Source organism: Actinoplanes flavus, from assembly GCF_017592555.1.
In the GTDB taxonomy this organism is placed as follows: domain Bacteria; phylum Actinomycetota; class Actinomycetes; order Mycobacteriales; family Micromonosporaceae; genus Actinoplanes; species Actinoplanes flavus.
Map to the genome: position 1 here is coordinate 450,920 of NZ_JAGFNS010000002.1, position 25,279 is coordinate 476,198.

The following is a 25,279-nucleotide window of genomic DNA, read 5'->3' on the forward strand; positions in this document are numbered from 1 at the left end:
CCCGATATGATGCCAAAATCATCGGTACGGTGGGAAACGCCCCGACATCAGCTCGGGTGTCGGCGTGCCGGCCAGCTTCTCGAACGCGACCGGGTCGGTCACCATCCGCCACGTGTGGAAGTCCTGGCGCCCGGCCGCGAAGGCCGCCTTGTAGCGGAACAGCGAGTCGTCCGCCCCGCCCACCCCGCCGCCGAGATGGTGCACCAGGTTGCCGTGCTCCCGGCCCCACCGCCGTACCTCGTGATAGAGCATCTTGTCGGCCCACCAGATCTGCCCGTCCCGGGTGGACTGGAGATGCGTCTGCATGATCCGCCGGTACGCGAAGAACAGGTTCCCGCCCAGCACCTCCCCGTCGCGTACCGCCACGGCCAGGTGGACGTGCCCGTCGAGCGCCTCCCGCAGCCGGTGGAAGTGATCCCGGTCGAAGAAGTAGAACGCGGTGGCCCCGACCCGCCGCATGGTGGCGTGGTACGTCTCCACCCACGCGTCGAGCAGCCCCCAGTCGTCGAAGACGACCTCCACCCCGGCCCGGGCCGCCTTGTTGATCTGGTTGCGGTGGGTGCGGTGGGTCTCCTGCCACAGCCGCTCGGGGCTCAGGGTGAGGTCCACCGAGACGGTCTCCCCGTGGTGGACCACCGTCCCGGTCCCGGCCAGCACCGCCGCCGCCGACGGCAGCAGCGGATGGAGCCGGGCGAAGACGCTTATCACGTCGTTGGTGCGCAGCACGCCGGCCATGGCCAGGGTGGCCCGCTCCCAGAACCCGGTCTGCGACGGTGGCACGTCACTGACCGGCCCGGGGTAGCCGTACGGGGAGACGGCGTCCCGTAACCCGGTGCCCGGCACGTCGCGCAGCACCAGGGGAAGCAGCAGCACCTGGCCCATCTCGTCGTACCGGAACGCGATCGGCGTGCCCCCGGTGAGCCGGGCGTCGAGCGTCACGTAGGCGGGCAGGTGGTAGACGTCGTGGTGGACACGCCGCAGCGCCTCCGTCCACGCCGGGTCGCCGGGTCGCAGCAGGGCGCCTTCGGCCATCGGTCATCCCTTCTCCTCGGGTGGGTCACGCCGTATGCGGTATCGCCTGTCGCGTCGCCACCCGGGTCGTCGTGGGCCGGCGCCGGGCCCGGCCGGCCCGGCGGGCGCTCAATGTCCACCGCAGCAGCGTGCGGGGGACCGTGCTCTGCGTCGCCATGTGCAGCAGGTACCGCCACGTCGGATATTCGCCGCGCCGGTTCGACAGCGCGTACGAGAAGCGTTTGGCCGGAAGGCCGGCGTACTCGGGCATCCGCTCGAACCACGCGCTGCTCGCCCGCGCCGCCTTCTGCAACGGCGCCAGTGCCACCTTGCGGCGATGCTCGTACCGTTCCAGGGCAACCGGGAGGTCGTCGCCGGAGGCGACCGCATCCGCCAGCGCCATCGCGTCCTGCATGGCCAGCTTCGTCCCGGAGCCGATCGCGAAGTGGGTGGTGTGCGCCGAGTCTCCCATCAGGACGATGTTGCCGTGGTCCCAGCGCTGGGCGGTGACCCGGCGGAAGTTGAGCCATCCGGCGCCACCCGCCTCGGCGCGCTGGTCGATCAGCTCGGCGCCGTCCAGATGCTCGGCGAAGATCTCCGCCAGCCGGGCCGCCCCGGCCCGCCCGTCCATCCGGTCGAAGCCCAGCCCGGCCCACGTCTGCGGGGTGCACTCCACGATGAACGTGCTGGTCTTGGCGTCGAACGGGTAGGCGTGGAACCAGATCCACCCGGCCTCGGTCTCCTCGAACCCGAAGGTGAACGTGTCGAACACCTTCGGCGTGCCCAGCCAGATGTATTTGTTCCGGGCGACCTCCACCTCGGCGCCGAAGTGCTCGGCGTGCGCCTCCCGGATCCGGCTGCGTGCCCCGTCGCACGCCACGATCAGGTCGGACGGCGGCAGATCGGACAGGTCGGTCAGCTCGTCCGAGTACCGGATGTCCACACCGACCTCGACGGCCCGCTCGGCGAGGATCTCCAGCAGCCGGTGCCGGCCCAGACTGAACCCGTAACCGGCCAGGTGGGTGACCGGTTTGCCGGTGGCCCGCACCTCGTACTCGTCCCACTTGTAGGCGGCGTCCCAGATCCGCCCGGCACTGACCGGGTCGTAGGCGAACAGGTCGTCGAGCAGGTCGTCCCAGAACACGACACCCCAGCCCCAGGTGACCCCGGCCGGGTTGCGCTCCAGGACGGTGACCTCGTTGTCCGGGTCCGCGAGCTTCGCCAGCGTCGCGAAGTACAGGCCGGCGGGACCGCCGCCGACGCAGGTGATCCGCATGACGATGCTCCTCAGCGGTAGGAGGGGAAGGTGGTGGTCAGGTCGGCCGGGTCGGCGCCGGGTCGGCGTTCGCGGACCAGGGCCTCGTACGCGGCCGGGTCGGCGACCACGCGCCAGGTGTGGAACGGGTGCCGGCTCGGCGAGAACCCCGCCTTGTACGAGAAGAGCGAGTCGTTCGCCCCGCCCTTGCCCCCGCCCAGGTGGAACACCCGGTCACCGCGCTGCTTGCACCAACGGCGCACCGAGTCGTAGAGCAGCTCGTCGGCGTACCGTTTCGGCGCCCGCCGGGTGGACGAGACGTATCCGGTGGCGATCCCGTCGTACGAGAAGAAGGTGTTGCCCCCGACGACCTCGCCGTCCTCGAGTGCGACGACCAGGTGCATCCGGTCGCCGACCGCGTCGTGCAGGGCCGTCAGGTGCTCGACGGTGAAGAAGTAGTACGACGTCGCGCCGACCCGCCGCATGTTGTCGTGGTAGACGTCGACCCACTCGCCGAGCCGGCTCCAGTCGTCGAACACGATCTCGGTGCCCGCACGTTTCGCCCGGTTGATGTGGTTGCGGTGGTCACTGCGGGTCTGCTTCCACATCTCGTCCTCGGAGACGGTCAGATCCATGGAGACGGTCTCGCCGTGGTGGACCAGGGCACCGTGCGCGGAGAGGACCGGCGCCGGCGCGTCGAACAGCGGGTGCGTCCGGACGAACGCCGAGACGATGCCCTCCTCCCGCAGCGTCGCGACGAACGCCGCGCACGCCTCGTCCCAGAACACCGGGTCGCCGCGGCCGACCGGGCCGGGATACCCGTACGGGGAGATCGCGTCCCGCAGCCCGGAGTCCGGGATCTCCCGCAGGATCAGCGGGATCAGCAGCCGCCGGCCGTGCTTCTCGTAGTGGAACGCGGCCGGCGCGCCGCCGTAGAGCCGGGCGTCCAGAACCACGTAGTCCGGCACGTGGTACATGTCGTGACCGACGTGCTGGAGGGTCTCCTTCCACTCGCGGGCCGCCGGATCCAGCAGCGATGCCGTCATGTCGCTTTGTCTCCTTCCGGCGTTCAGGCCCGCAGCAGGCGGGCGTTGAGCGCCATGTTCGCGGCGAACTGATCGTTCACCACCTGGTGTCTCTCCAGCCGCAGTTGCACGGCCGGGTCGTAGCGGCCCAGCTTCACGAACCCGTCGGACCACCAGCCGTTGTCGCTCCCGGTGCCGTCCACGTAGGCGTGATAGGTCGTCCCGCCCGGCCAGACCACCTTGGTCAGCAGGGCCGAGAACGCCGCCATGTCGGCCGTCGACCAGCCCTGGCCGCGGTCGTGGGCCTCCACCACGTACGTGATCACCGCGTTGCCGTGGCCCACGTCCTGGCCGGGCCGTCTCATCGAGCCCCACACGTCGTTCCAGAACCAGGCGGTCGGCTCGGCCGGGTTGCGCCGCAACTGCCCGCGCAGCCGGGTGCTGATCTCGTCGACCACCGCGTTGCAGCGGGCTTTGCGGCCCTGGTCGGCGGTGAGGTGGGCCATGTTCATGGCGATCAGCGCCCAGTGCGACGCCATGTGGGTGCGCTCGCGGTAGATGTAGTCCTTGGTTCCCCGGCTGTGCCACTTGTCGAAGACGTCGGTCTCGGCGAAGGCGAGCAGCCGGGCGTAGCGGGCCCGGTAGCCGGCGTCGGTCAGGTCCTTCATGGCGACCAGCAGGTTCGTGCCGTACCGCCACAGGTACGACTCGTAGAGCGGCACCTCGTCGCCGCCCTCGCCGGAACGGCTGGACGCCCAGCCGGAGAACCGGTCCCTGAACGAGCTCTTCGACAGCGACCTCGACGGGCGGGCCGAGGCCACCACGTTCTCCATGAACGTCAGCCCCCGGTCGAGGTAGCGACGGTCGCCGGTGGCCCGGAACATCGCGGTGCACGCGTCGATGTCGTACGCCAGGTCGTAGTGGTCCCGGCTGTCCTTGGACCGGCTCAGCGGCAGCCCGTTGCGCAGCGAGAAGTCCCAGCTGCGCAGATAGACCCCGGTCCAGTAGGCCACCGTCTTGATCTTCAGCGCCTCCTGCATCGAGGGCGGCGGGACCGGCATCGGGTCACGGATGTCCGGCACGTCGTCGCCGGCCGCCCGGACCAGGTGCAGCCCGGCCGCGCCCGCGACCGCCGCCCCGCCGAGCGAGGCCACCAACAGGGTCCGCCGCCTCATCGCGCCACCGCCGTCATTCGTGCCGGCGCCGGAAAGGACGGGGCCGGAGGGGGCGCGACCAGGGCCGCCGCGGCCGCCATCGCCGCGAACATCCAGGCCAGCCGGGAGTCGTAGTAGTCGCCGGAGAACAGGCCGCTGAGCGCCACGAAGACGGCCGACGCCACGGCCAGCCCGGTGAGCTGGGGACGGCGCCCGCCACCGCGGACGATCCGGGTCCACAGCAGCACCGAGACGGTGAGCAGCCCGAGACCGATCAGCCCGCCCTCGGCCGCGACCGCGAGCACGTAGTTGTGGGGATACTCGACGGCCTGGTTGACGCCGATCAGGCCGTAGAAGCCGTCGACGCCGGCGCCGCCGATCGGATGGTCGGCGAAGAGACGGACCGCGGCCATCCAGATGTCGGTCCGTCCGGAGAGATATTGTTCCTGCACGGTCTGTTCAACGAACCGTTCCTGGAAGAGGTCGGTGAACTCGGGCGGCGCCAGCGCCCCGATCAGGCCCACCGCGACCAGGGACACCACCACCGACGCCGCGATCCCGGCGGCGCTCAGCCGGTGCCGCAGCTTGAGCAGCGCGGCGAAACCGACGACCCCACCGGCGACCAGCGTGCCGCGCGAGCCGGACAGCACCGTGGCCAGCAGGAAGAGCGGGATCACCAGCAGCGGCAGCACCCGGCCGGTCAGCATGAACAGGGCGATCGCGCTGATCACGCCGAGCACCTCGATCCGGGCGAACACGTTGGGCCCGCCCCCGAAGGCCGAGTAGCGGCCCTGCTCACCCGGCCCGCTGATGAAGATCGCGGCCAGCGCGTAGACGATCGCGGCCACGAAGAACAGCTGGAAGGTGAAGCGGATGACGGTCTCCGGGTCGCCGGTCGTGTACTGGTAGGTCGCCACCAGCAGGACGCCCAGCAGCACCAGGTCCAGCACCTGCGGGCCGACCCGGGCGGCCGGCGGGGCCCACAGCGCCGACGCGATCTGGAAGAGGAAGAACAGCAGGGCCGCGATGATCCAGCCCTCCCGCCCCGGCTTCTTGTCGGTCAGTTCGGCGGCGTTCAGGATCAGGACGGCCAGCGCGATGAGCAGGCCGATCACTCGCAGGTCCACCCAGGCCAGATCGACCAGTCCGGCCCGGTCCAGGGTGTACCGGCCGCCGATCGCGACGAGGATCAGCAGCAGGCCGGGGGCGAGGAACGCCCGCCTCATCGTTCTCTCACGAGCTTCGTCGCGATCATCGCGAACACCAGGCAGGCGCCGTACCCGGCCAGCGACCCGTAGGCCGCGCCGAGGATCCCGAGCCGCGGGATCAGCAGCAGGTACGCCGCGAAGCTCACCACGAAACCGGTGATCTCGGCGGCCGACACCAGCCCGCCGTGCCCCTTCGCGATCAGCAGGCCCAGGCTGACCCGGGACACCGCGTACAGGCCGGCCGCCACCACCAGCGGCAGCACGACCACCTTGGCGTCCGCGTAGTCGTGGCCGAACAGCGGCTCGATCAGCAGGTACAGGCCACCGGCCACGACCGGGACCACCACCAGGGCGTACGCGCCGACGGCCAGCAGGATCGGCGCGGTCCGCAGCGTCCCCTCCCGGTGCGACGCCCGCCACCGGCCCAGACGGGAATCGGCGTAGGCCCGCACCGGCCACGCCAGCAACTCGGTCATGGTCGCCACCGACGCGTAGTGGCCGAGCGCCGCGGTGGACGCCAGCGCCGGGATGACCAGGCGGTCCACCCGCAGCATCGCCATGTTGGACAGCGCGGCCGGGAACAGCGCCAGGCCCTCCCGCCGGACCTGACGGTTCACCGCCGGGTCGAGGGGGGTGGCGGCCGCGGTCACCGGCAACCGCGTCCAGATCAGCAGGTAGACCACCGTGGGCGTGGCGCCGGCGAACAGGTAGGCCAGAAACCACAGCTCGGGACGGGCCGCTCCGGCCACGTACAGGCCGATCAGCATGGCCAGCAGCAGCAGCGCCTCGAGGACCCGGGCCACCAGGAAGTCCCGGACCCGGCCCACCGCGATCGCGATCGACCGGGTGGCCAGGCTGGCGGCCTCGATCAGCGCGAACACCGCCAGCATGGCGACGATCACCGGGCCCGGCGTCAACCGGTCCGGCGCGGCCAGGTGCCAGATCACCGCCCCGGAGAGGAAGACCAGGCACGGTACGGCGAGCAGGCGGCCGTACGCGCGGACGGCCGGAGCGGGCGCCACGTTGTGGTAGGCGGCCACGAAGCTGCGCTCGGTGCCCATCAGCAGGACCTGGGTGGCCAGGTACACCACCTGGAGCATGAGGGCGACCTCACCGCGATGGGTGGGACTGAGGGACCGGACCATCAGGATGTTGGCCGCCATCGCCACCCCACCGGTCAGCACCTGCGAGGCCAGCAGCTGGACGGACGGTTCCCGCAGCACCCGGCCGGCCAGTGCCGCCGGGCGGGCCGGCGCGGCCTCCTCGACCCGCAGCTCACTCACCGCGCTGCTGCTCCTCGTCCGGAGTGGCCGCCGGCTCCTCCTGCGACGCCTCGCGCTGAGTGGGAACCTCCGGCGTCTCCGGGCCGGGCGCCTTCTCGATCTCCGGGTCCACCACCCGGGCCCGGCCGCGCGCCGTCCCGACCGGGGGCAGCGAGACGAACGTGTCCTCCAACCGGGCGGACGGCTGATCCCCGTCCAACCCGAAGATCAGATCGGGGCTGTCCGCGCCGCCGACCTGCGCGGAGTCCTGCCAGGAGCCGCCGGTCGGCAGCTTGCGCGGCAGCGAGTTCAGCACCGCCCCGGCCAGCCGGGCGCCGACCCGTTGCAGCAGGTCGATCGACTTCTCCACATCGGCCGTCCGGGTCCGGTTGGCCCGCACCACGAGCAGCGCGTCGTCGGTGACGTGGGCCAGCACCGACGCGTCGGCCACCCCGTGCAGGGCGGGCGCGTCCACCAGCACGATGTCGTACCGCTCGGTCAGGGTCCGGACGGTGGCCGGCAGCCGGGGCGAGGCCAGCAGCTCACCGGGGTCGGGCGCGTGCTCCCCGGCCGGCAGCACGGTCACCCGGCCGCCCAGCGAGCTCTGCAGCACGTCCGGCACGCGGGCGGTTCCGGCGAGCACCTCGGCCAGGCCGGGCGAGGCCTCCAGCGACAGGTAGCGGCCGACGCCGGGCGTACGCATGTTGGCGTCGACCAGCACGACCCGTGCCCCGGTCTCGGCCATCGCTATGGCCAGCCCGCACGCCACCGCCGTGGTGCCCTCCTTCCGGCTCGCGCCGGTGAGCAGCAGTGACCGGCCACGTTGCGGGATGCCGGCATGCGGGTCGGCGAGCACCGGCAGAAGGCTGCGCAGCCGCCGGAACGCCTCGGCCAGCGCCTGATCCGGGTGGCCGTCCCGGGGCCGCCCCCCGATCGAGATGACCCCGACCGAGTCGAGCCCGAGGCGCCGCAGATCGGCCTCGTCGGTGACCGTACGGGCCGTCGCCTCCCGGACCGCGACCGCGACCGCCCCGATGAGCAGCCCCAGCACGGCGGCGAAGCCGGCGTTGCGGCCCAGGTTGCCCGGCTCCTCCACGGTGACCGCGTCCTGCACGATCGAGACCGCCGGGGCGGGCCCGTCCCGCGGGTCGGCCGGCGCGCCGATCTGCCGGGCCAGGCCGACCAGGACCGCCGCCGCGGTCGTGACGATCTGCCGGCTCTCCTCCTCGCTGTCGGCGACCGCCGACACCACCAGCAGGTCGGTGCCCTCACGTACCTGCGCCGACAGGCTCTTCTGCACCTCGCCGGCGGTGACCTCGGGACCCATCCGGTCGACCACGGCCTGGGCCACCCGGGGGCCGGTCAGCAGGGCGATGTACGAGTTGAGGCGCCGTGCCCCGGCGTCCGGATCGCCGGTGCCGGCGCTGACGAAGAGGGTCAGCGACGATGTGTAGCCGGGTGACCCGGCCGCCGTCAGGCCCGCCGCGATGCCGGCCGCCACCAGCACCGGAACCACCAGCCAGAGCCATCGGCGCCGGCAGGCCCGTACGTAAGCGCGCAGTTCCACGCTGACTTCCCCCGATTCGTCAGGACTGGACGGACTGCTTCTTCCGGCGGGCCGATCGGTTCAGCACCGCCTCGAACTCCTCGAACAGCAGGTCCCGGGAGAACCTCTCGACGGCCAGCCGGTACGCGGCCTCCCGGGCCTTCTTCAGCCACACCTCGTCACGCAGGTGCCGGACCAGCTGGTAACCGGCCTCGTCGGTGTCCTCCGGGTCGAGTACCAGGCCGGCCCCGGTCTCGGTGAGCAGGTCGGCCTGCCAGCCGCCGTAGTTGATGGCGATCGGCCGGGACGCGGCCAGCGCGTCGAAGAACTTGTTCGCCGAGTTGTCCCACAGCCCGCGGATCGGCCGGACCGTGCTGCTCGACATGGTGGCCGCGCCGAGGATCACCGGCAGCTCCGACTTGGGCACCTTCTCCCACATGTGCACCACGTCGCCGAGCAGGCCCAGTTCGGCGGCGAGCGCCTTGGTCGGCTCCCACTCCTTACCGTGGCCGACGATCAGGAACCGCACGTCCGCGTCCAGCTCGCGGGCCCGGCGCATGGCCCGCACCAGGTACTCCACGCCGTTGACCACGCCCAGCGCCCCGGTGTAGACCAGCAGCGGCCGGTCGCCGAGCCAGTCGTGCGACTCGCGGAACCGGCGCACCCGCTCCTCGTCGACGGCGAACAGGTCCAGGTCGGCGGCGTTCGGGATGACCGTGGTCGGGGTGCCCGGGCGGCGCGCCACCACGCCGGCGGCCATGCCGGGGGAGAGGGCGATCACCTCGGACGCGTTGCGGTAGGCGAAGGTCGCCAGGCCGCCGGCGAGGCGCTGGACCACCGGGTTGCGCAGCGCGCCCATCTCGATCGGCACCTCCGGCCAGAGGTCGCGGACCTCGAAGACGAACGGCGCGCGGCGCAGTTTCGCGGCGATCACGCCGGGCACCGCCACGGTGAGCGGGGTGCTGGTGGCGAAGACCAGGTCCGCCCGGAGCCGGGCGGCCTTCGCGGTGGCCAGGACCATGAACTCGGCGAACGCGCGGATCCGCCGGGCGTACGACATGTTGTTGTTGTAGGGGACCCGGAACCAGTGGACCGTGACGCCGTCCTCGTCCGTGGTGCGCCAGCCCAGGTCCCGGGTGCCCGGGGTGATGTCGGTGGTGATCACGTCCACCGTGTGCCCGCGTGCGACCAGGCGGCGGGCCTGCTCGTAGGAGCGGATCCCGCCGGCCATGCCCGGGTTGCAGTAGTACTGGTGGATGTAGACGATCCGCATCTCGGTTCAGCCCTCCCGGATCGCGCCGACGACGCGTTCCCGGTCGTGTTCGGTCAGCGCGGATCCGCTGGGCAGGCACACCCCGCGGCGGAACAGGTCGGCGCTGACCTCGCCGCCGCGCACCACGCAGTCCTGGAAGACCGGTTGCAGGTGCATCGGCTTCCAGGCGGGCCGGGCCTCGATGTCGCGCTCGGCGAGCCGCGCGATGAGCCGGTCCCGGTCGCCGTCCACCAGCGCGCAGCTGAGCCAGTAGTTCGGGGTGCCGTAGCCGGCGACCGGCATGAAGGTGAGCTCCGGCAGCGCGGCCCGGTAGTACTCGAACGTCGCCCTGCGGGCCGCGATCATCTGGTCGAGGCGCTGCACCTGGCCCCGGCCCACCGCGGCGAGCAGGTTGCTGAGCCGGTAGTTGTAGCCGACCGTCCGGTGCTCGTAGTGCGGCACCGGCTCGCGGGCCTGGGTGGACAGGTGCCGGGCCTGCTTGGCGACCCGGCCGTCGTCGGTGACGAGCATCCCGCCGCCACCCGTGGTGATGATCTTGTTGCCGTTGAAGGACAGCACCCCGGCCAGCCCGAACGACCCGGCCGGCTGCCCACGGTAGGTGGCGCCCAGGGCTTCGGCGGCGTCCTCGATGAGCGGGACGCCGTACCGGTCGCAGGCCTCCATCAGCGGGTCGTAGTCGGCGCACTGGCCGTACATGTCGACGGTGATCACCGCGCGGGGCAGCTGGCCCCGCTCGGCCCGGGCGCGCAGCTCCTCGGCGACCAGGGCCGGGTCCACGTTCCAGCTGTCCGGGGTGGAGTCCACGAACACCGGGCGGGCGCCCAGGTAGACCACCGCGTTCGCGGTCGCCGCGAAGGTGAACGACGGCACCAGCACGGTGTCGCCGCGCCGCACCCCGGCCGCGATGAGGGCCAGGTGCAGGGCCGCGGTGCCGCTGCTCAGCGCCACCGCGTGCCGCACACCGACGAGCTCGGCGACCTGCTCCTCGAAGGCGTCCAGGTCGGGGCCGACCGGGGCCACCCAGTTCGAGTCGAAGGCGTCCAGCAGGAGCTTGCGCTCGAGGTCGCCGACGTCCGGTGGGGACAGGTAGATGCGGGTGTCAGTCATGGACGCGCGTCCTCACCGCCAGGATCGGCCAGGCGGGGTGCAGACCCTGCCGGTGGATGAACATCGGATCGCCGCCGGCGTGCATGGCCGGCCGCAGGGTGGTCGCGAAACTGCGGTAGCCGGCCTCGCGGGCCACCTCCACGTCCCGCTTGCGGAAGTCGACGGCGGGGTGGCCGTACGGTGCGGCGAAGTCCCGGACCGGTACGCCGAGCTCGTCCTCGATCTCCCGTTTGGAGTCGACGATCTCCCGGGCCGCCGCGGCGTCGTCCTGGTCGGCGAGCCGGTGATGGGTGACCGTGTGCGACCCGAAGGCGAACCCGGCGGCCCGCAGCTCCCGGCAGTCGCGCCAGGTCAGGTTCCCCGGCTGCCCGACCATGCCGGAGGTGACGAAGAACATCGCCGGCACCGTCATCTCCAGCAGCACCGGCGCGGCCACGTCCCGCCAGGTCGGGTGGGCGTCGTCGAAGGACAGGCAGAACACCGGCCCGGTCAGTGGGCGCGCACCGCTGAGCACCCGTAACGCCTCGTCCCAGGACACCATCGGACCGATCGCGGACAGCGCCTCCAGGTGGCGGCGGAAGTCGCGGGCGTACTCGGCGGGAACGTCGTGGTAGAAGGGGAAGTACAGGCCCGGGGTGCTGGGCAGGCGGCGCCGGAGGCCCGCCGTGGCCAGGATGCGACCCTGCAACCGGGGCCGGGCGCGCAGCCGGCTGCGCAGGCCAAGCTCGTTCAGGCGTCGTTTGAAGGCAGTGGGCGGCTGCATGGGATCGGCACCCTCCCGCTCGTTCGACAGGTCACGGCCACGGGTCGTCGCCCCGCGGCCTTCACCCACGATTGCAAATGCGCGAGAGGTGCGGCAGTAGCAATTGTCATAATGAACGCGAAAGATATTCGCGTCAATTGAAAATAGGCCCGATCGGCTTCTTGCGGAATGGTCTTATGGTTGAGCATCATCGTGCCGGCCGTGCTGTAATTCGATCGGGGACCCCATGTTGAAGTTGCACCGGGTGGAACCGTCCGCCGACCTCTGGGCGGACCGGGCCACCTACGAGGATCGCCTGATCTTTCACACCCGGGAGTGGATCCACTTCGTCGCCGAGTGCCAGCGCGCCGAGCCGCTGCTCGCCGTCGTCACCGACCGCGGTCGGCCCGTCGGCCACTTCACCGGCCTCCTGAGCAGGCGTTTCGGCATGCGGATCCTGGGCAGCCCGATGGCCGGGTGGACCACGTCGTACGTCGGTTTCAACCTGCGCCCGGGCGTCTCGCGCCGCGCCGCGCTGGAGGCGCTCATGCCGTTCGCCTTCGGTGAGGCCGGCGCCGCCCATCTGGAGATCCGCGATCGGGGCCTGACGGAAAACGATCTCGGCGGTCTCGGACTGCGCTGGGACGCCGCGCCCACCGCGGTCATCGACCTGAATCCGACAGAGGATCAACTCTTCGGGGCGATGGCGAGCGCATGCCGCCGAAACATCCGCAAGGCCGCGAAGTCCGGCGTCGTCATCGAGGACGCGGGTGATGATCCCGCATTCGCCGACGAATTCTACGATCAATTGCGTGATGTATTCGCCAAACAGAATCTGGTACCGACCTATTCGGTGGACAGGGTTCGGTCGTTGATCCGTCACCTGGCGCCCGCCGGGAACCTCCTGCTGCTGCGGGCCCGGGACGCCGACGGCCGCAGCATCGCCACCGCCGTCCTGCCCTGGTACCACCGGACCATGTACTTCTGGGGCGGCGCCAGCTACCGCCCGTTCCAGCACCTGCGGCCCAACGAGGCCGTCATCTGGCACGCGCTGCGCTGGGCCAGGGAGCGTGGCGTCACCGAGTTCGACTTCGTCGGCGGCAACGCGTACAAGGCCAAGTACGGCACCACCGAGGTTCCGGTCCCGTGGGCGCGCCGCTCCCGGTCGCCGCTCGTCGCCCACCTGCGCGACGCGGCCAAACAGGGCTTCGCCCTGAAGCAGCGCACGGTCGCCCGCCTCACCCGCCCGTCGGTGGCCATCCCCGGCTGAGGCGCGGGCCGCGGATCTTTCCGGCCCGGACCACCGATCTGCGCCCGGCGGGCGCGGCAAAGGCTTGCGTCGCAGTGGATCGCGGATCGCACGAAGGGGAACGCGTAGCCCGTACCGGTGAATGGTGGGTGAAGTCCGCGCCAACGAACCCCGGATCGAGCCGTGCCGGGTTTGAAAGACGATGAAACATGCGTAACTCGTGGCGGAAATATTGCGATGCCGCGATGCAGTGATGTTCGTCATCCGGAACGCCGCCTCGATGATCAAAGTGCAGGTGAAACGGGACTTCTAGCTGCGCCGCGCGCATTTTGACATCGGCTTGAAACAATGTGAAAGAACTGCAAGAACTTGCAGAGAGTGGAGGATATCAATAGCGTGCGTTTCCGTGGTCCGGCCGGCCATGTCCGTATCGCGCTCCGTCCCGGTGGGGCGCGCGGAAATCGACCGAGGGAGACGTCATGCGACACGACCGGAGCGGCCCGGACCCCCGACGGAAAGAACGGCGACGGCGGACCGCCACCGCGCTGATCGGCGCGGGCGCCCTGCTGATCACCCTGGCCGGCGCGCCGAACCCGGCCCACGCCGCGCCGAACGAGCCGACGGTCGCGGCCGCGGTGACCGAGGCTGTCGAGGGCGGCCGCGACGCCACCTTCTGGGTGGTGCTGCGGGACCGTCCCGACCTGGCCCCGGCCGGCAAGGCCAAGGGTAAGGCGCGGGCGAAGGCCGTCCACGACGCGGCGCGCGCCAGCACGGCCCGGCACCAGAGCGGGCTGCGGAAACTTCTGACCGCGCGGAAGGCCCGGTTCGAGCAGTTCTGGATCGCGGACACCGTCAAGGTCACCGGCGACGCCGCGCTGCTGGCCGAGGTGGCGGCCCGGCCCGAGGTGAAGGCGGTGCTGCCGGACACACCGGTCACCCTGCCGGCGCCGGTCGCGGGCGCGGTGCAGGCTGCCGTCGACGCGAACGAGTGGAACGTGGACCGCGTCGGCGCGCCCCGGGTGTGGGGTGAGCGGGACGTCCGCGGTCAGGGGATCGTGGTCGCCAACGTGGACACCGGGGTGCAGTTCGACCACCCGGCACTGGCGGCGAACTACCGGGGCCGGCAGGCGGACGGCACCGTCCAGCACGACTACAACTGGTTCGATCCGGCGCACGTCTGCCCCGGCGCGAACCCGTGCGACAACAACGGGCACGGCACCCACACCATGGGGACGATGGCCGGATCCGGCGGCATCGGGGTGGCGCCCGGGGTCACCTGGATCGCGGCGAAGGGCTGCGAGAGCAACTCGTGCTCGGTGGCCGCGCTGCTCGGGGCCGGGCAGTGGATCGTCGCGCCGACCGACCGCAACGGCCAGAACCCGCGGCCGGACCTCGCCCCGGACATCGTGAACAACTCGTGGGGCGGGGCGTCCGGCTTCGACCCGTGGTATTCCGACGTGGTCCGGTCATGGGTGGCGGCGGGGATCTTCCCGGCCTTCTCCAACGGCAACGCGGGCCCGGGCTGCGCCACCGCCTCCACGCCGGGCTCCTACACCGACACGTACAGCTCCGGCGCGACCGACGTCGACAACGCGATCGCCTCGTTCTCCAGCCGGGGCACCGGCCAGGACGGCGGCGTGAAACCGGACCTGTCGGCGCCGGGCGTGGACGTGCGCTCCAGCGTCCCGGGCGGCGGGTACGCCTCCTTCAGCGGCACCTCGATGGCCTCCCCGCACACCGCCGCCACGGTGGCGCTGATCTGGTCGGCGGCACCCGGGCTGCGCCGGGACGTGACCGCGACCAGGGAGATCCTGGACGAGACGGCGATCGACGCGAACGACACCAGCTGCGGCGGGACGGCCACCGACAACAACGTGTTCGGGCAGGGGCGGCTGGACGCGTACGCCGCGGTGGATCTGGCGCTGCGCCCGGCCGGGCGCCTGACCGGAACCGTGACCGGCGCGGACGTGCCCCTGGCCGGCGCGACCGTCACGCTCACCGGGGCCGCCACGCGGTCCGCGACGACCGGCGCGGACGGCGGCTACCGCTTCGGGCGGCTGCCGGCCGGCGACTACCGGATCCGGGTGACGGCGTTCGGCTACGACACCTCCGAGACCGGCGTGACGATCACCGCGAACGACGCCTCCGACGTGGACGTGGCCCTCACCGCCAGCCGCTCCGGTGTCGTCTCGGGGCAGGTCAGCGGCGCCGGTGCGGGGCTCGCCGGCGCGACGGTCGCGCTCACCGGCACGCCGGTCACGGTCACCACCGGCGCCGACGGCGGGTTCCGGCTGGCCGCGCCGGTCGGCGACTACGAGCTCACGGTCCGCCCGCCGCACAGCTGCTTCGCCGCCGTGACCCGGTCCCTCACGGTCAGCGGCGATCTCACGCTCGACGTCCCCCTGACCCAGAACACCGACCGGTACGGGCACAGCTGCGCCCCCGCCACCGAGGAGTACCGGGCCGGGACCGACCTGCTGGCCCTGACCGGTGACGACGCGGCCACCGAGATCACCCTGCCGTTCGCCGTGCCGCACTACGGAGCCGCCCGCACCCGCGCCTGGGTCAGCACCAACGGTGTGATCGGGTTCGGGACGGTCAGCTCGGCCTACATGAACCTGGCCGTTCCCAGCGCGCTGGAGCCGAACGACACCCTCTTCCCGCTCTGGGACGACCTGATCGTCGACGACCAGGCCGGCGTCTGGACGGCGGCGACCGCGGACACCTTCGTGGTGGAGTGGCGCAACGTCCGGTTCTACCCGTCCAGCGCGGACCGGATCTCGGTCAGCGCGATCCTGCACGCCGACGGCACGGTCACCTACCGGTACCGGGGCCTGACCGGGACCCGCGCCACCGGGACCAGCGCGACCATCGGCATCGAGAACGCGACCGGGACCGACGGGCTGGCGTACGGCGTCGACACCCCGATCCTCACCGAGGGCGCCGGGGTCACCTTCCGCCCGCCCGCGAACCGGATCGCGGCCACCTTCAACGTCAACCGCACCACCTGGTACGGCCAGCACGTCTTCGTCGCCGGCAACCTCCCCGAGCTGGGCGAATGGGATCCGGCGCGGGCCGTGCCGCTGTCCGCCGACGGCTATCCGGTGTGGACCGGGGGCACCGGCCTGCCGGCGAACACCGCCGTCGAGTTCAAATACATCGTCAAAGACCCGGACGGGACGGTCACCTGGGAGCCGGGCGCCAACCGCACCACGACCACCCCGCCGACCGGTCGCTACGTCACCCACGACACCTTCGGCGAGCACTGAGGACCGCATGCCACATCCCGTCCGCCAACGGGGTGTGGCATGCCCACCGATGATTGGCATCGGAGCGCCGCGGATATACCGTTTCCGGAAACATTCCGGAGAACTCGGGTCAGGCGGTCAGGCGGTGCCCGTCCCATCGGTCACGGCGGTGGTGGACGACGAGAACTGGCTCGTCGAGTTGACCGTGCGCGGACCCTGGGGCCGGTCCCTGTGGCTGTCCGCCTACCAGGCGCTGCACAAGTGCCTCGCCCAGCACCCCGCCGGCGTCCTGCTCGACCTGCACGACCTCGACGACCCCGGCGCGAGCAGCGCGCCGCTCTGGCTCACCGCCGCGGCCCAGGGCACGCGGATGGATCCGACGGTACGGGTGGCGGCCAGCCTGCCGGCCGCCACCCGGCTGGCGACCCGGCTCGACGTCCCGCCCGCACGGGACGTGCTGCCGGTCTTCGCCACCGTGCCGCTGGCCCGCGCCTTCCTGTCCGACCGGCGCCCGCTGACCAGCCGGATCCGGCTGCGGCTGCCCCCGGACCCGGCGGCCGCGGCCGGCGCCCGGCAGGTGGTGTCCGAGGTCTGCACCGGGTGGGGCATGCCGCGGCTGGCGCCCCGGGCCCGGATCGTGGTGTCCGAGCTGGTGGTCAACGCGGCCGAGCACGCCGGCACCCCGATCGATCTGCTCGTCTCCCGGCGCGGCCCGGACCTGCTGCATCTGGTCGTGGTGGACGGCGACCCGGCGCTGCCGCCGATGCCGGGCGGGGACGAGCCACCACTGGAGACGCTGCTGACCGAACGCGGGTACGGGCTGCGGATCGTCGACGCGGCGGCCGAGGCGTGGGGCGCCATGCCCACCCGTACCGGAAAGATGGTGTGGGCTCTGTTGCGGGACTCTCAGGAGCCGCGGCGCAGCAGCCCGGCCGGGACGTAGAGGCCCTGCCGGTCGGCCCGGACCGCGGCGGCCGTCCGCGACTCCGCCCCCATCTTGATCATGATGTGTTCCAGGTGGCCGATCGCCGTCCGCGGCCGTATCCGCAGCGCGCCGGCGATCGCCGCGTTGCTGTGGCCCTCCACCAGCAGCCCCAGCACCTGCATCTCCCGGCGGGTCAGGCCGTACGTCTCCGGCGGCGGTCCGAGCAGCACCAGCGCCCGATGGTGACCGGGCGGCTCGGGCGGGCAGGCCAGCGCGGTCACCTGCACCAGGGCGCGCTCCGGGTCGGCGCTGGGCACCATGAACCGGGCAATCGACCGGCCCGGCGGGAGCAGCGCCCCCACCAGGTGCAGCGCCGGCGGCTCCACCCCGAACGCGTCAGGGCCGGGCAGGCCGGGCAGCAGCTCGGTCCGCCCCGACCGGGTCAGCACCACCCCGGCCGTCGCGCCGTGCACCGTCGCGGCCAGCGCGGCGAGCGTGCGCAGCGGGTCCACCGCGTGCGCGATCAACGGGGCCAGCGTCGCCAGCAGGTCGCACCGGTCGTCGCTGAGCGGATGCGGCGATCCGGCGTGCGCGCCCAGCAGGCCCAGGTAGCGGCCGTCCGGGGTGACCAGGGGAAGGGCCACCCCCTCAGCGAACCCGTCCGGTTGGAAGTAGTCCACCCACGACGGCAGCTCCTGCACCGGCACCGGCGATTCGAACGCCCGCATCGGGCGGCGGTCGCGGTGCAGGCCGACCCGTTCCAGGATGGCCGTGAACTCCCGTCCGCCCAGGTACCGCTGGAGCCGGCCGGTGTGGCCGGGCGCGGTGACCGGCTGCTGCCGCCGTTCGTCCGGATCGAGCAGGCTCAACCAGGCCGCGTCGTGCCGCAGCAGCGGGTGCAGACTGTCGATCAGCGCCTCGGCCCGCTGCCGGACACCGCCGGGCATCGCCGCGATCCGGACGATCTCGGCCGTGATCCGTCCTCCGTCGAGATGTGCGCCCACCCCTCCATCATGGTGGGCCCGTCCCTCGCCGGGGGCTGGCCGATCAGCCGGTACGGGTGGTCGCCCCCGCCGTCCAGCCCAGGAAGACGTCGATGCCGCAGAGCCGCAGGAGGACGTCCACGCAGCCGTGGGCCGCCACGATCCGCACCCGGCCCGGCCCGGCCTCGGCGCTCAGCGCGTGCAGCGCCCGCAGCCCGGCCTGATCACAGAAGGCGACACCGGCCAGATCCAGCCGGAGCAGCGGGACGTCGTCGCCGATCGCGGCACGCAGCTCCCGCAACAGCATCGGGGCACTCGGGGAGTCCAGTTCCCCCACCACCCGGGCCAGCACGTCACCGGACCGCAGACGATGGACGGACACGGTGACCGCCGGGTCGATCCGGAACTCGTCGTCGTACACGTGACGCACCTTTCCGCGCCGCTGTCGTACCTGACTGCGACCGTACCGAGCGGTGCGGGGCCGGGGCATCGGAAGAAACTCCCGCGCCGATTCGGGCGGATCGGGTCGCCGGGCGCACATCGCGCTTGCCGGTGGGTATGACCATGAGGAGAACCGCCGGCGAGCCGAGGAGATGCCCGATGTTCGTGCTGTTCGGTCTGCGGAGCAAGGACCACCTGGTCGGCACGCGGACGATGACGTGTGAGATCTGCCGGTGGGAGGCCCCGCAGCAGCTGATCCGCCGCACCACGAAGTTCACCCTGTTCTTCGTGCCGCTGTTCCCGGTCAAGCCGGCGAGCCACTACCTGGTGTGCGGCCACTGCCTCGGCTTCCGCAAGGCCGACGCGCGCCTGGTGGCCGCCATCTGAGGCGCGCGGACCCCCCCCTTCCTGAGGCGTCGTCAGGCGGGCTGGATCCAGTCGAAGGTGCGTTCCACGGCGCGGCGCCAGTTGGCGTACTCGCCGTCGCGCAGGGCCGGGTCCATGGCCGGCATCCACTGGCCGGCGATGTGCCAGTTGCGGCGCAGGCCGTCCAGGTCGGGCCAGTAGCCGACGGCCAGGCCGGCCGCGTACGCGGCGCCCAGTGACACCGTCTCCACGGCCAGCGGGCGGACCACCGGCACGTCCAGCACGTCGGCGATCATCTGCATCAGCAGGTTGTCGGCGGTCATTCCACCGTCGACCTTGAGGGTGGTGAGGGTGAGACCGGAGTTGGCGTTCATGGCGTCCACCACCTCGCGGGTCTGCCAGGCGGTCGCCTCCAGCACCGCGCGGGCCAGATGACCCTTGGTGATGTACGACGTGAGCCCCACGATCACACCGCGCGCCTCGCTGCGCCAGTAGGGTGCGTACAGGCCGGAGAAGGCGGGCACGATGTAGCAGCCGCCGTTGTCGGCGACGGTCCGGGCCAGGGTCTCGATCTCCGGCGCGCTGGAGATCAGTTCGAGCTGGTCGCGGAACCACTGGACCAGGGATCCGGTGATCGCGATCGAGCCCTCCAGGGCGTAGACGGCCGGGGCGCCGGCGATCTGGTAGGCGACCGTGCCGAGCAGCCCGTTCTCCGGGCGGACCAGTTCCGTGCCGGTGTTCAGGAGCAGGAAACTGCCGGTGCCGTAGGTGCACTTCGCCTCGCCCGGGGTGAAGCACGTCTGCCCGAACAGGGCCGCCTGCTGGTCGCCGAGCGCCGCCCCGATCCGTACCCCGGGAAAGGCCTCGGACGCGGTGCCGAAGCCGCCGATCGACGGCCGCACCGCCGGCAGCATGGCGCGGGGTATCCCGAAGAAGTCGAGCGCCCGCGGCGACCAGTCGAGGCCGCGCACGTCGAGCAGCATGGTCCGGCTCGCGTTGGTCACGTCGGTGACGTGCTGGGCCCGGCCGGTGAGGTTCCAGATCAGCCAGGTCTCCATCGTCCCGCAGAGCACCTCGCCGCGTTCGGCCCGCGCGCGCAGGCCCGGCGTGTGGTCGAGCATCCAGCGCAGGCGCGGCCCGGAGAAGTAGGTCGCCAACGGAAGCCCGGAGATGTGGGAGATGTCGGCGGCGGCGGACCGGGCGGTGAGCGTGTGCACCAGGGCGTCGGTCCGGGTGTCCTGCCAGATGATCGCCCGCCCGACCGGCACACCGGTACGCCGGTCCCAGATGACCGTGGTCTCCCGCTGGTTGGCGATGCCCAGGGCGGCCAGCTGGTCCAGCCCGATCCCGGCCCGGCGCAGCACCCGGGGCGCGAGCCGTTCCACGTTGCGCCAGATCTCCATGGCGTCGTGCTCCACCCAGCCGGGCCGGGGGAAATACTGCTTGTGCTCCTGCTGGGCCAGCGAGACCAGCTGCCCCCGCCGGTCGAAGACGATGCACCGGGTCGAGGTGGTGCCCTGGTCGATCGCCAGCACGTATTTCTCGGTCATCGGGTCGCCCCCAGATCCCTCGATATCGCCCGGGCGGCGTCGCGGACGTAGGTCACCAGCCTCGGCAACGGCCGGTAGTGGCTGTCACAGAGGCGCTCGACCGGGCCGGAGACACCGATCGCGCCGACGACCAGCCCGCCGTAGCCGCGGATGGGCGCCGCCACCGCCGCCTGGCCGACCAGGAATTCGTCGACCTCGAAAGCCCAGCCGGACTCCCGTACCCCGTCGAGGGCGACGGCGAGCGCGCGCGGATCGGTGAGAGTGCGGCGGGTGAAGGTCTCCAGGTGCGGTGCCGGGCCGCCGGCCCGGTAGGCGAGCAGCACCTTGCCGAGCGCCGTGGCGTGCAGCGGCAGCAGGGCGCCGACGTCCAGGGTCTGGAACGTGTCGTCCGGCCGGAACACGTGGTGCACCACGAGCACCTGCCCCTCCAGCACGGTGCCGATCCGGACCGCCTCGCCGCTGCGCGCCGCCAGCGGGTCGGCCCAGTTGATCGACCGGGACCGCAGCTCGTTGATGTCCAGATAGCTGGTGCCCAGGTGGAGCAGGGCGCCGCCGAGCTGGTACTGCCCGGAGACCCGGTCCTGCTCGACGAACCCGACCAGTTGCAGGGTGCGCAGGATGCCGTGCGTGGTGCCCTTGGCCAGGTCCAGTGTGCGGGCGATCTCGCTGAGCCCGAGACGGCCCGGCCCACCGGCGAGGGTCCGCAGGATCGCGGCCGCTCGTTCGATCGCCTGCACTGTTCCGGGCATGTTTCGGACTCTAAGCCACCGTTCGGAGACCCGCTGTAATTGATGTTCGACAATGCCGACCGGTGTTCATTGCTCCCTTTCCGGCCCCTGCCTAGCGTCCGGGACATCGATGCAGGGAGGGAGCATGGCAACACGACTCAAACTTCCAGGGCTCGCCGGCGAGTTGGCGGCCGAGTTCGCCGGCACCATGATTCTGATTCTGTTCGGCGTGGGGGTGGTGGCGCAGGTCGCCGCCGCCGAGATCGGGGACCACGACAGCATCGCCTGGGCCTGGGGCCTGGGTGTGACGCTCGGCGTCTACACGGCGGCGCGGATCAGCGGCGCCCATCTCAACCCGGCGGTGACCATCGCGCTCGCCGTCTTCAAGGGCTTCTCCTGGCGGAAGGTGGCCCCGTACTCGATCGCCCAGTTCCTCGGCGCGTTCGTCGCCGCGCTGCTCGTGCGCTGGAACTACACCGAGGTGCTGCGGGCCGCCGACCCCGATCTGACGATCAAGACGCAGGGCGTCTTCTCCACACTGCCCGGCAACGGGACGCTTCCGGTGGGTGAGTGGGGCGCTTTCCGCGACCAGATCATCGGTACGGCGATCCTGCTCTTCGTCATCCTGGCGCTGACCGACATGAACAACACGGCGCCGGCCGCCAACCTCGGGCCGGTCGTAATGGGCCTGCTCGTGGTCGCGATCGGCATGGCCTGGGGCACCAACGCCGGCTACGCGATCAACCCGGCCCGCGACTTCGGGCCGCGACTCGCGAGTTTCCTGACCGGCTACGAGGGCGCGTTCCGAGATCAGACCGGGTATCTCTATTTCTGGATCCCGATAGTCGGGCCGATCATCGGTGGCATCGTGGGCGCCGGTTTGTACCAGACTCTGATCGGACGGTTCCTTCCGTCGGCCGAACCGCCGGAGCCGGGACGCGTCCCGACGCCGAGAGACGAGACAGAAGTGGAGGCGACCCGTGGCTGACTTCGTGGGTGCGGTGGACCAGGGGACCACCAGCACGCGATTCATGATCTTCGACCATGGCGGCAACGAGGTGGCCCGGCACCAGCTCGAACACGAGCAGATCCTGCCGCGGGCCGGCTGGGTCGAGCACAACCCGATCGAGATCTGGGAGCGGACCGTCGCGGTCGTGCGGACCGCGATGCAGAAGGCGAATCTGAGCGCCTCCGATCTGGCCGCGGTGGGCATCACCAACCAGCGCGAGACCACCGTGGTGTGGGACCGGCGGACCGGGCGGCCGTACTACAACGCGATCGTCTGGCAGGACACCCGTACCGACCGGATCGCCTCCGCCCTGGACCGGGACGGCCGCGGCGACGTGATCCGCCGCAAGGCCGGCCTGCCGCCCGCCACCTACTTCTCCGGCGGCAAGATCCAGTGGATTCTGGAGAACGTCGAGGGGGCCCGGGAGGCCGCCGAGCGCGGTGACGCCCTGTTCGGCAACACCGACTCCTGGCTGCTGTGGAACATCACGCGCGGCAACCACGTCACCGACGTGACGAACGCCAGCCGCACCATGCTGATGAACCTGGAGACCCTCGACTGGGACGACGAACTGCTGTCCTTCTTCGGCATTCCGCGGGCCATGCTGCCGGAGATCCGCCCGTCGTCCGACCCCAACGGGTACGGCGTCGCGCACGTCGACGGGCCGCTCGGCGGGGACGTGCCGCTCACCGGCGACCTCGGCGACCAGCAGGCCGCCACGGTCGGGCAGGTCTGCTTCAACCCGGGCGAGGCCAAGAACACCTACGGCACCGGCAACTTCATGCTGCTCAACACCGGTACGAACCTGGTGCGCTCGGAGAACGGCCTGCTCACCACGGTCTGCTACAAGTTCGGCGACGCCGCCCCGGTCTACGCGCTGGAAGGTTCGATCGCGGTCACCGGCTCGGCCGTGCAGTGGCTGCGCGACCAGCTGCACGTCATCAAGTCGGCCGGGGAGAGCGAGACGCTGGCCGCGCAGGTGCCGGACAACGGCGGCGTCTACTTCGTCCCGGCGTTCTCCGGGCTGTTCGCGCCGTACTGGCGTTCCGACGCCCGCGGCGCGATCGTCGGGCTGTCCCGGTTCAACACCGACGCGCACATCGCCCGGGCCACCCTCGAGGCGATCTGCTACCAGACCCGGGACGTGGTCGACGCCATGGCTCAGGACTCCGGCGTGACCCTGGACGTGCTCAAGGTCGACGGCGGCATCACCGTCAACAACCTGTGCATGCAGATCCAGGCCGACGTGCTCGGGGTGCCGGTCAGCCGCCCGGTGGTCGCCGAGACCACCGCCCTGGGCGCCGCCTACGCGGCCGGCCTGGCGGTCGGGTTCTGGAAGAACACCGACGAGCTGCGGGAGAACTGGAACGAGTCGCAGCGCTGGCAGCCGGGCTGGTCCGCCGAACAGCGGGACCAGGGCTTCGGGAAGTGGAAGAAGGCGGTGCAGCGGACCCTCGACTGGGTGGATGTGGACTGATCATGACGGCTCTCTCTCCTTCGTACCGGGACGCCGCTTTGCAAGCTCTCGAGCAGCGGGAAGTCGACGTGCTGGTGATCGGTGGGGGAGTGGTGGGGGCGGGTTGCGCGCTCGACGCGGTCACACGGGGACTGACCGTGGGCCTCGTCGAGGCGCGCGACCTCGCCTCCGGCACGTCCAGCCGGTCCAGCAAACTGATCCACGGCGGGCTGCGCTACCTGGAGATGCTGGACTTCGGGCTGGTCCGCGAGGCGCTGCGGGAGCGGGGGCTGATCCTGCACCGCCTCGCCCCGCACCTGGCCCGCCCGGTCCGGTTCCTCTACCCGCTCAAGCACCGCGGCTGGGAACGCCTGTACGCCGGGGCGGGCGTCACCCTCTACGACACCCTGGCCGGCTGGGCGAACATGCCCCGGCACCGGCATCTGACCCGGCGCGGCGCGTTGCGGGCCTGCCCGTCGCTGCGCCGGGACTCCCTGGTCGGCGCGTTGCAGTACTACGACGCGCAGGTCGACGACGCCCGGCACACCCTGTTCCTGGCCCGGACCGCGGCCGCCCACGGCGCCCACGTGGTCACCCGGACCGAGGTCGTCGGCTTCCTGCGGGAGGGCTCGCGGATGACCGGGGTCCGGGTGCACGACCTGGAACACGACCGGACGTACGAGATCCGCGCCCAGCAGATCGTCAACGCCACCGGCGTGTGGACCGACGACACCCAGTCGCTGGTCGGCGAACGGGGGCGGTTCCACGTACGCGCCTCCAAGGGCATCCACCTGGTGGTTCCCCGTGACCGGATCCAGTCGTCGACCGGGCTGATCCTGCGGACCGCCACCAGCGTGCTGTTCGTCATCCCGTGGGGCCGGCACTGGATCATCGGCACCACCGACACCGACTGGCGGCTCGACAAGGCGCATCCGGCGGCGTCCAGCAAGGACATCGACTACCTGCTCCGCGAGGTCAACAAGGTCCTCGCGACCCCGCTGGAACGCGCCGACGTGGAGGGCGTCTACGCCGGGCTGCGGCCGCTGCTGTCCGGCGAGTCGGAGTCGACCTCGCAGCTGTCCCGGGAGCATTCGGTGTCGAGCCCGGTCCCGGGGCTCGTGGTGGTGGCCGGCGGCAAGTACACGACGTACCGGGTGATGGCCAAGGACGCGATCGACGCCTGCGTGCACAACCTGGCCCGTCGAGTGCCGCGCTCGGTCACCGACCGGGTGCCGCTGCTCGGCGCCGACGGCTATCCGGCGCTGTGGAACCGCCGGGGCCTCCTGGCCGCCGAGTCCGGCCTGCACGTGGCCCGGGTCGAGCACCTGCTCGGCCGGTACGGCGCGCTGATCCACGAGGTGCTGGCGCTGATCCGTGACGACGCGGATCTGGGCCGCCCGATCGAGGGCGCCGACGACTACCTGCGTGCCGAGTTCGTCTACGCGGCCGCCGCCGAGGGCGCCCGGCACCTGGTGGACGTGCTGACCAGGCGGACCCGCATCTCGATCGAGACGTTCGACCGCGGTGTGGTGGCCGCCCCGCACGCGGCCGAGCTGATGGGCCGGGTGCTCGGCTGGACGGTCGAGCAGCGTGACCGGGAGGTGGAGAACTACCGCCTGCGGGTGGCGGCGGAACGCGCCTCGCAGGAGCAGCAGGACGACGAGACGGCCGACGCGGCCCGCCTCGGCGCACCGGACGTGGTGCCGGTGCGCGTGCGATGAGGCGGGCCGCTCGGCGGTGC

The 25,279-nt window shown here is 71.7% G+C and carries 21 protein-coding genes; 7 read left to right on the forward strand and 14 right to left on the reverse strand.

All coding sequences use genetic code 11. From position 1 onward, the window contains the following. Nucleotides 1-18 precede the first annotated feature (18 nt). From J5X75_RS05115 to J5X75_RS05160, 10 genes are read right to left on the reverse strand one after another with little or no spacing between them, the layout of a single operon-like run. The gene (locus J5X75_RS05115; RefSeq protein ID WP_208466090.1) at nt 19-1,032 is read right to left on the reverse strand and encodes a GNAT family N-acetyltransferase; all 1,014 of its coding nucleotides are present in this window, start codon (nt 1,030-1,032) and stop codon (nt 19-21) included. Nucleotides 1,033-1,057: 25 nt separating this feature from the next. Further along, the gene (locus J5X75_RS05120; protein WP_208466091.1) at nt 1,058-2,287 is read right to left on the reverse strand and encodes an FAD-dependent monooxygenase; all 1,230 of its coding nucleotides are present in this window, start codon (nt 2,285-2,287) and stop codon (nt 1,058-1,060) included. A gap of 11 nt (nt 2,288-2,298) precedes the next feature. Further along, nucleotides 2,299-3,312, reverse strand: coding sequence for a GNAT family N-acetyltransferase (locus J5X75_RS05125; RefSeq protein WP_208466092.1), 1,014 nt, complete (start codon nt 3,310-3,312; stop codon nt 2,299-2,301). Nucleotides 3,313-3,335: 23 nt separating this feature from the next. After that, nucleotides 3,336-4,466: a hypothetical protein gene (locus J5X75_RS05130; protein ID WP_208466093.1), complete on the reverse strand. Its 1,131-nt coding sequence runs from the start codon at nt 4,464-4,466 to the stop codon at nt 3,336-3,338. Beyond that, complete coding sequence (locus tag J5X75_RS05135; RefSeq protein WP_208466094.1) at nt 4,463-5,671, reverse strand: O-antigen ligase family protein; 1,209 nt, start codon at nt 5,669-5,671, stop codon at nt 4,463-4,465. Before J5X75_RS05135 ends, J5X75_RS05130 begins: the two co-directional genes overlap by 4 nt. Further along, nucleotides 5,668-6,936 (reverse strand): lipopolysaccharide biosynthesis protein, encoded by a 1,269-nt coding sequence (locus J5X75_RS05140; RefSeq protein WP_307797924.1) that lies wholly within the window; start codon nt 6,934-6,936, stop codon nt 5,668-5,670. Before J5X75_RS05140 ends, J5X75_RS05135 begins: the two co-directional genes overlap by 4 nt. Next, a complete protein-coding gene (locus J5X75_RS05145; protein WP_208466095.1) occupies nt 6,929-8,482 on the reverse strand; it encodes a tyrosine-protein kinase domain-containing protein in 1,554 nt (517 codons plus the stop codon). Before J5X75_RS05145 ends, J5X75_RS05140 begins: the two co-directional genes overlap by 8 nt. A 19-nt stretch (nt 8,483-8,501) precedes the next feature. Beyond that, nucleotides 8,502-9,734 (reverse strand): glycosyltransferase family 4 protein, encoded by a 1,233-nt coding sequence (locus tag J5X75_RS05150; RefSeq protein ID WP_208466096.1) that lies wholly within the window; start codon nt 9,732-9,734, stop codon nt 8,502-8,504. Between the two features lie 6 nt (nt 9,735-9,740). Next, nucleotides 9,741-10,841 carry a DegT/DnrJ/EryC1/StrS family aminotransferase gene (locus J5X75_RS05155; protein ID WP_208466097.1) on the reverse strand — a complete coding sequence of 367 codons (1,101 nt, stop codon included), beginning with the start codon at nt 10,839-10,841 and terminating at the stop codon, nt 9,741-9,743. Beyond that, nucleotides 10,834-11,604, reverse strand: coding sequence for a polysaccharide deacetylase family protein (locus tag J5X75_RS05160; protein ID WP_208466098.1), 771 nt, complete (start codon nt 11,602-11,604; stop codon nt 10,834-10,836). Before J5X75_RS05160 ends, J5X75_RS05155 begins: the two co-directional genes overlap by 8 nt. A gap of 226 nt (nt 11,605-11,830) precedes the next feature. On the opposite strand from J5X75_RS05160, the gene J5X75_RS05165 reads away from it, so the two are divergent. From J5X75_RS05165 to J5X75_RS05175, 3 genes are all read left to right on the forward strand, one after another. After that, the gene (locus tag J5X75_RS05165; RefSeq protein WP_208466099.1) at nt 11,831-12,853 is read left to right on the forward strand and encodes a lipid II:glycine glycyltransferase FemX; all 1,023 of its coding nucleotides are present in this window, start codon (nt 11,831-11,833) and stop codon (nt 12,851-12,853) included. Between the two features lie 458 nt (nt 12,854-13,311). Beyond that, complete coding sequence (locus J5X75_RS05170; protein ID WP_208466100.1) at nt 13,312-16,101, forward strand: S8 family serine peptidase; 2,790 nt, start codon at nt 13,312-13,314, stop codon at nt 16,099-16,101. Between the two features lie 124 nt (nt 16,102-16,225). After that, the gene (locus J5X75_RS05175; protein WP_307797925.1) at nt 16,226-17,023 is read left to right on the forward strand and encodes an ATP-binding protein; all 798 of its coding nucleotides are present in this window, start codon (nt 16,226-16,228) and stop codon (nt 17,021-17,023) included. Here the strand turns inward: J5X75_RS05175 and J5X75_RS05180 are convergent. Both J5X75_RS05180 and J5X75_RS45305 read right to left on the reverse strand, forming a co-directional pair. Continuing rightward, nucleotides 16,987-18,009, reverse strand: coding sequence for a LuxR C-terminal-related transcriptional regulator (locus tag J5X75_RS05180; RefSeq protein WP_208466102.1), 1,023 nt, complete (start codon nt 18,007-18,009; stop codon nt 16,987-16,989). The two genes, J5X75_RS05175 and J5X75_RS05180, sit on opposite strands and share 37 nt — an antisense overlap. Before the next feature lie 43 nt (nt 18,010-18,052). Further along, nucleotides 18,053-18,409 (reverse strand): STAS domain-containing protein, encoded by a 357-nt coding sequence (locus tag J5X75_RS45305; RefSeq protein ID WP_208466103.1) that lies wholly within the window; start codon nt 18,407-18,409, stop codon nt 18,053-18,055. Between the two features lie 179 nt (nt 18,410-18,588). On the opposite strand from J5X75_RS45305, the gene J5X75_RS05190 reads away from it, so the two are divergent. Continuing rightward, nucleotides 18,589-18,816: a zinc-ribbon domain-containing protein gene (locus tag J5X75_RS05190; protein ID WP_208466104.1), complete on the forward strand. Its 228-nt coding sequence runs from the start codon at nt 18,589-18,591 to the stop codon at nt 18,814-18,816. A 32-nt stretch (nt 18,817-18,848) separates the two neighbouring features. Here the strand turns inward: J5X75_RS05190 and glpK (J5X75_RS05195) are convergent, their stop codons facing one another. Together glpK (J5X75_RS05195) and J5X75_RS05200 are read right to left on the reverse strand one after the other, a co-directional pair. Next, nucleotides 18,849-20,345 carry a glycerol kinase GlpK gene (gene glpK, locus J5X75_RS05195; protein WP_208466105.1) on the reverse strand — a complete coding sequence of 499 codons (1,497 nt, stop codon included), beginning with the start codon at nt 20,343-20,345 and terminating at the stop codon, nt 18,849-18,851. After that, nucleotides 20,342-21,094: an IclR family transcriptional regulator gene (locus J5X75_RS05200; protein WP_208466106.1), complete on the reverse strand. Its 753-nt coding sequence runs from the start codon at nt 21,092-21,094 to the stop codon at nt 20,342-20,344. Before J5X75_RS05200 ends, glpK (J5X75_RS05195) begins: the two co-directional genes overlap by 4 nt. Before the next feature lie 124 nt (nt 21,095-21,218). Here J5X75_RS05200 and J5X75_RS05205 point away from each other — a divergent pair, with 124 nt between their 5' ends. From J5X75_RS05205 to J5X75_RS05215, 3 genes are read left to right on the forward strand one after another with little or no spacing between them, the layout of a single operon-like run. Next, entirely contained in the window at nt 21,219-22,061 is an 843-nt protein-coding gene (locus tag J5X75_RS05205; RefSeq protein ID WP_208466107.1) for an MIP/aquaporin family protein, read from the forward strand. Beyond that, on the forward strand, nt 22,054-23,559 hold the full coding sequence (gene glpK / locus J5X75_RS05210; protein ID WP_208466108.1) for a glycerol kinase GlpK: 1,506 nt from the start codon (nt 22,054-22,056) through the stop codon (nt 23,557-23,559). The genes J5X75_RS05205 and glpK (J5X75_RS05210) overlap by 8 nt, the downstream gene beginning before the upstream one ends. Continuing rightward, on the forward strand, nt 23,556-25,259 hold the full coding sequence (locus tag J5X75_RS05215) for a glycerol-3-phosphate dehydrogenase/oxidase (protein WP_372450838.1): 1,704 nt from the start codon (nt 23,556-23,558) through the stop codon (nt 25,257-25,259). Before glpK (J5X75_RS05210) ends, J5X75_RS05215 begins: the two co-directional genes overlap by 4 nt. Nucleotides 25,260-25,279 lie beyond the last annotated feature (20 nt).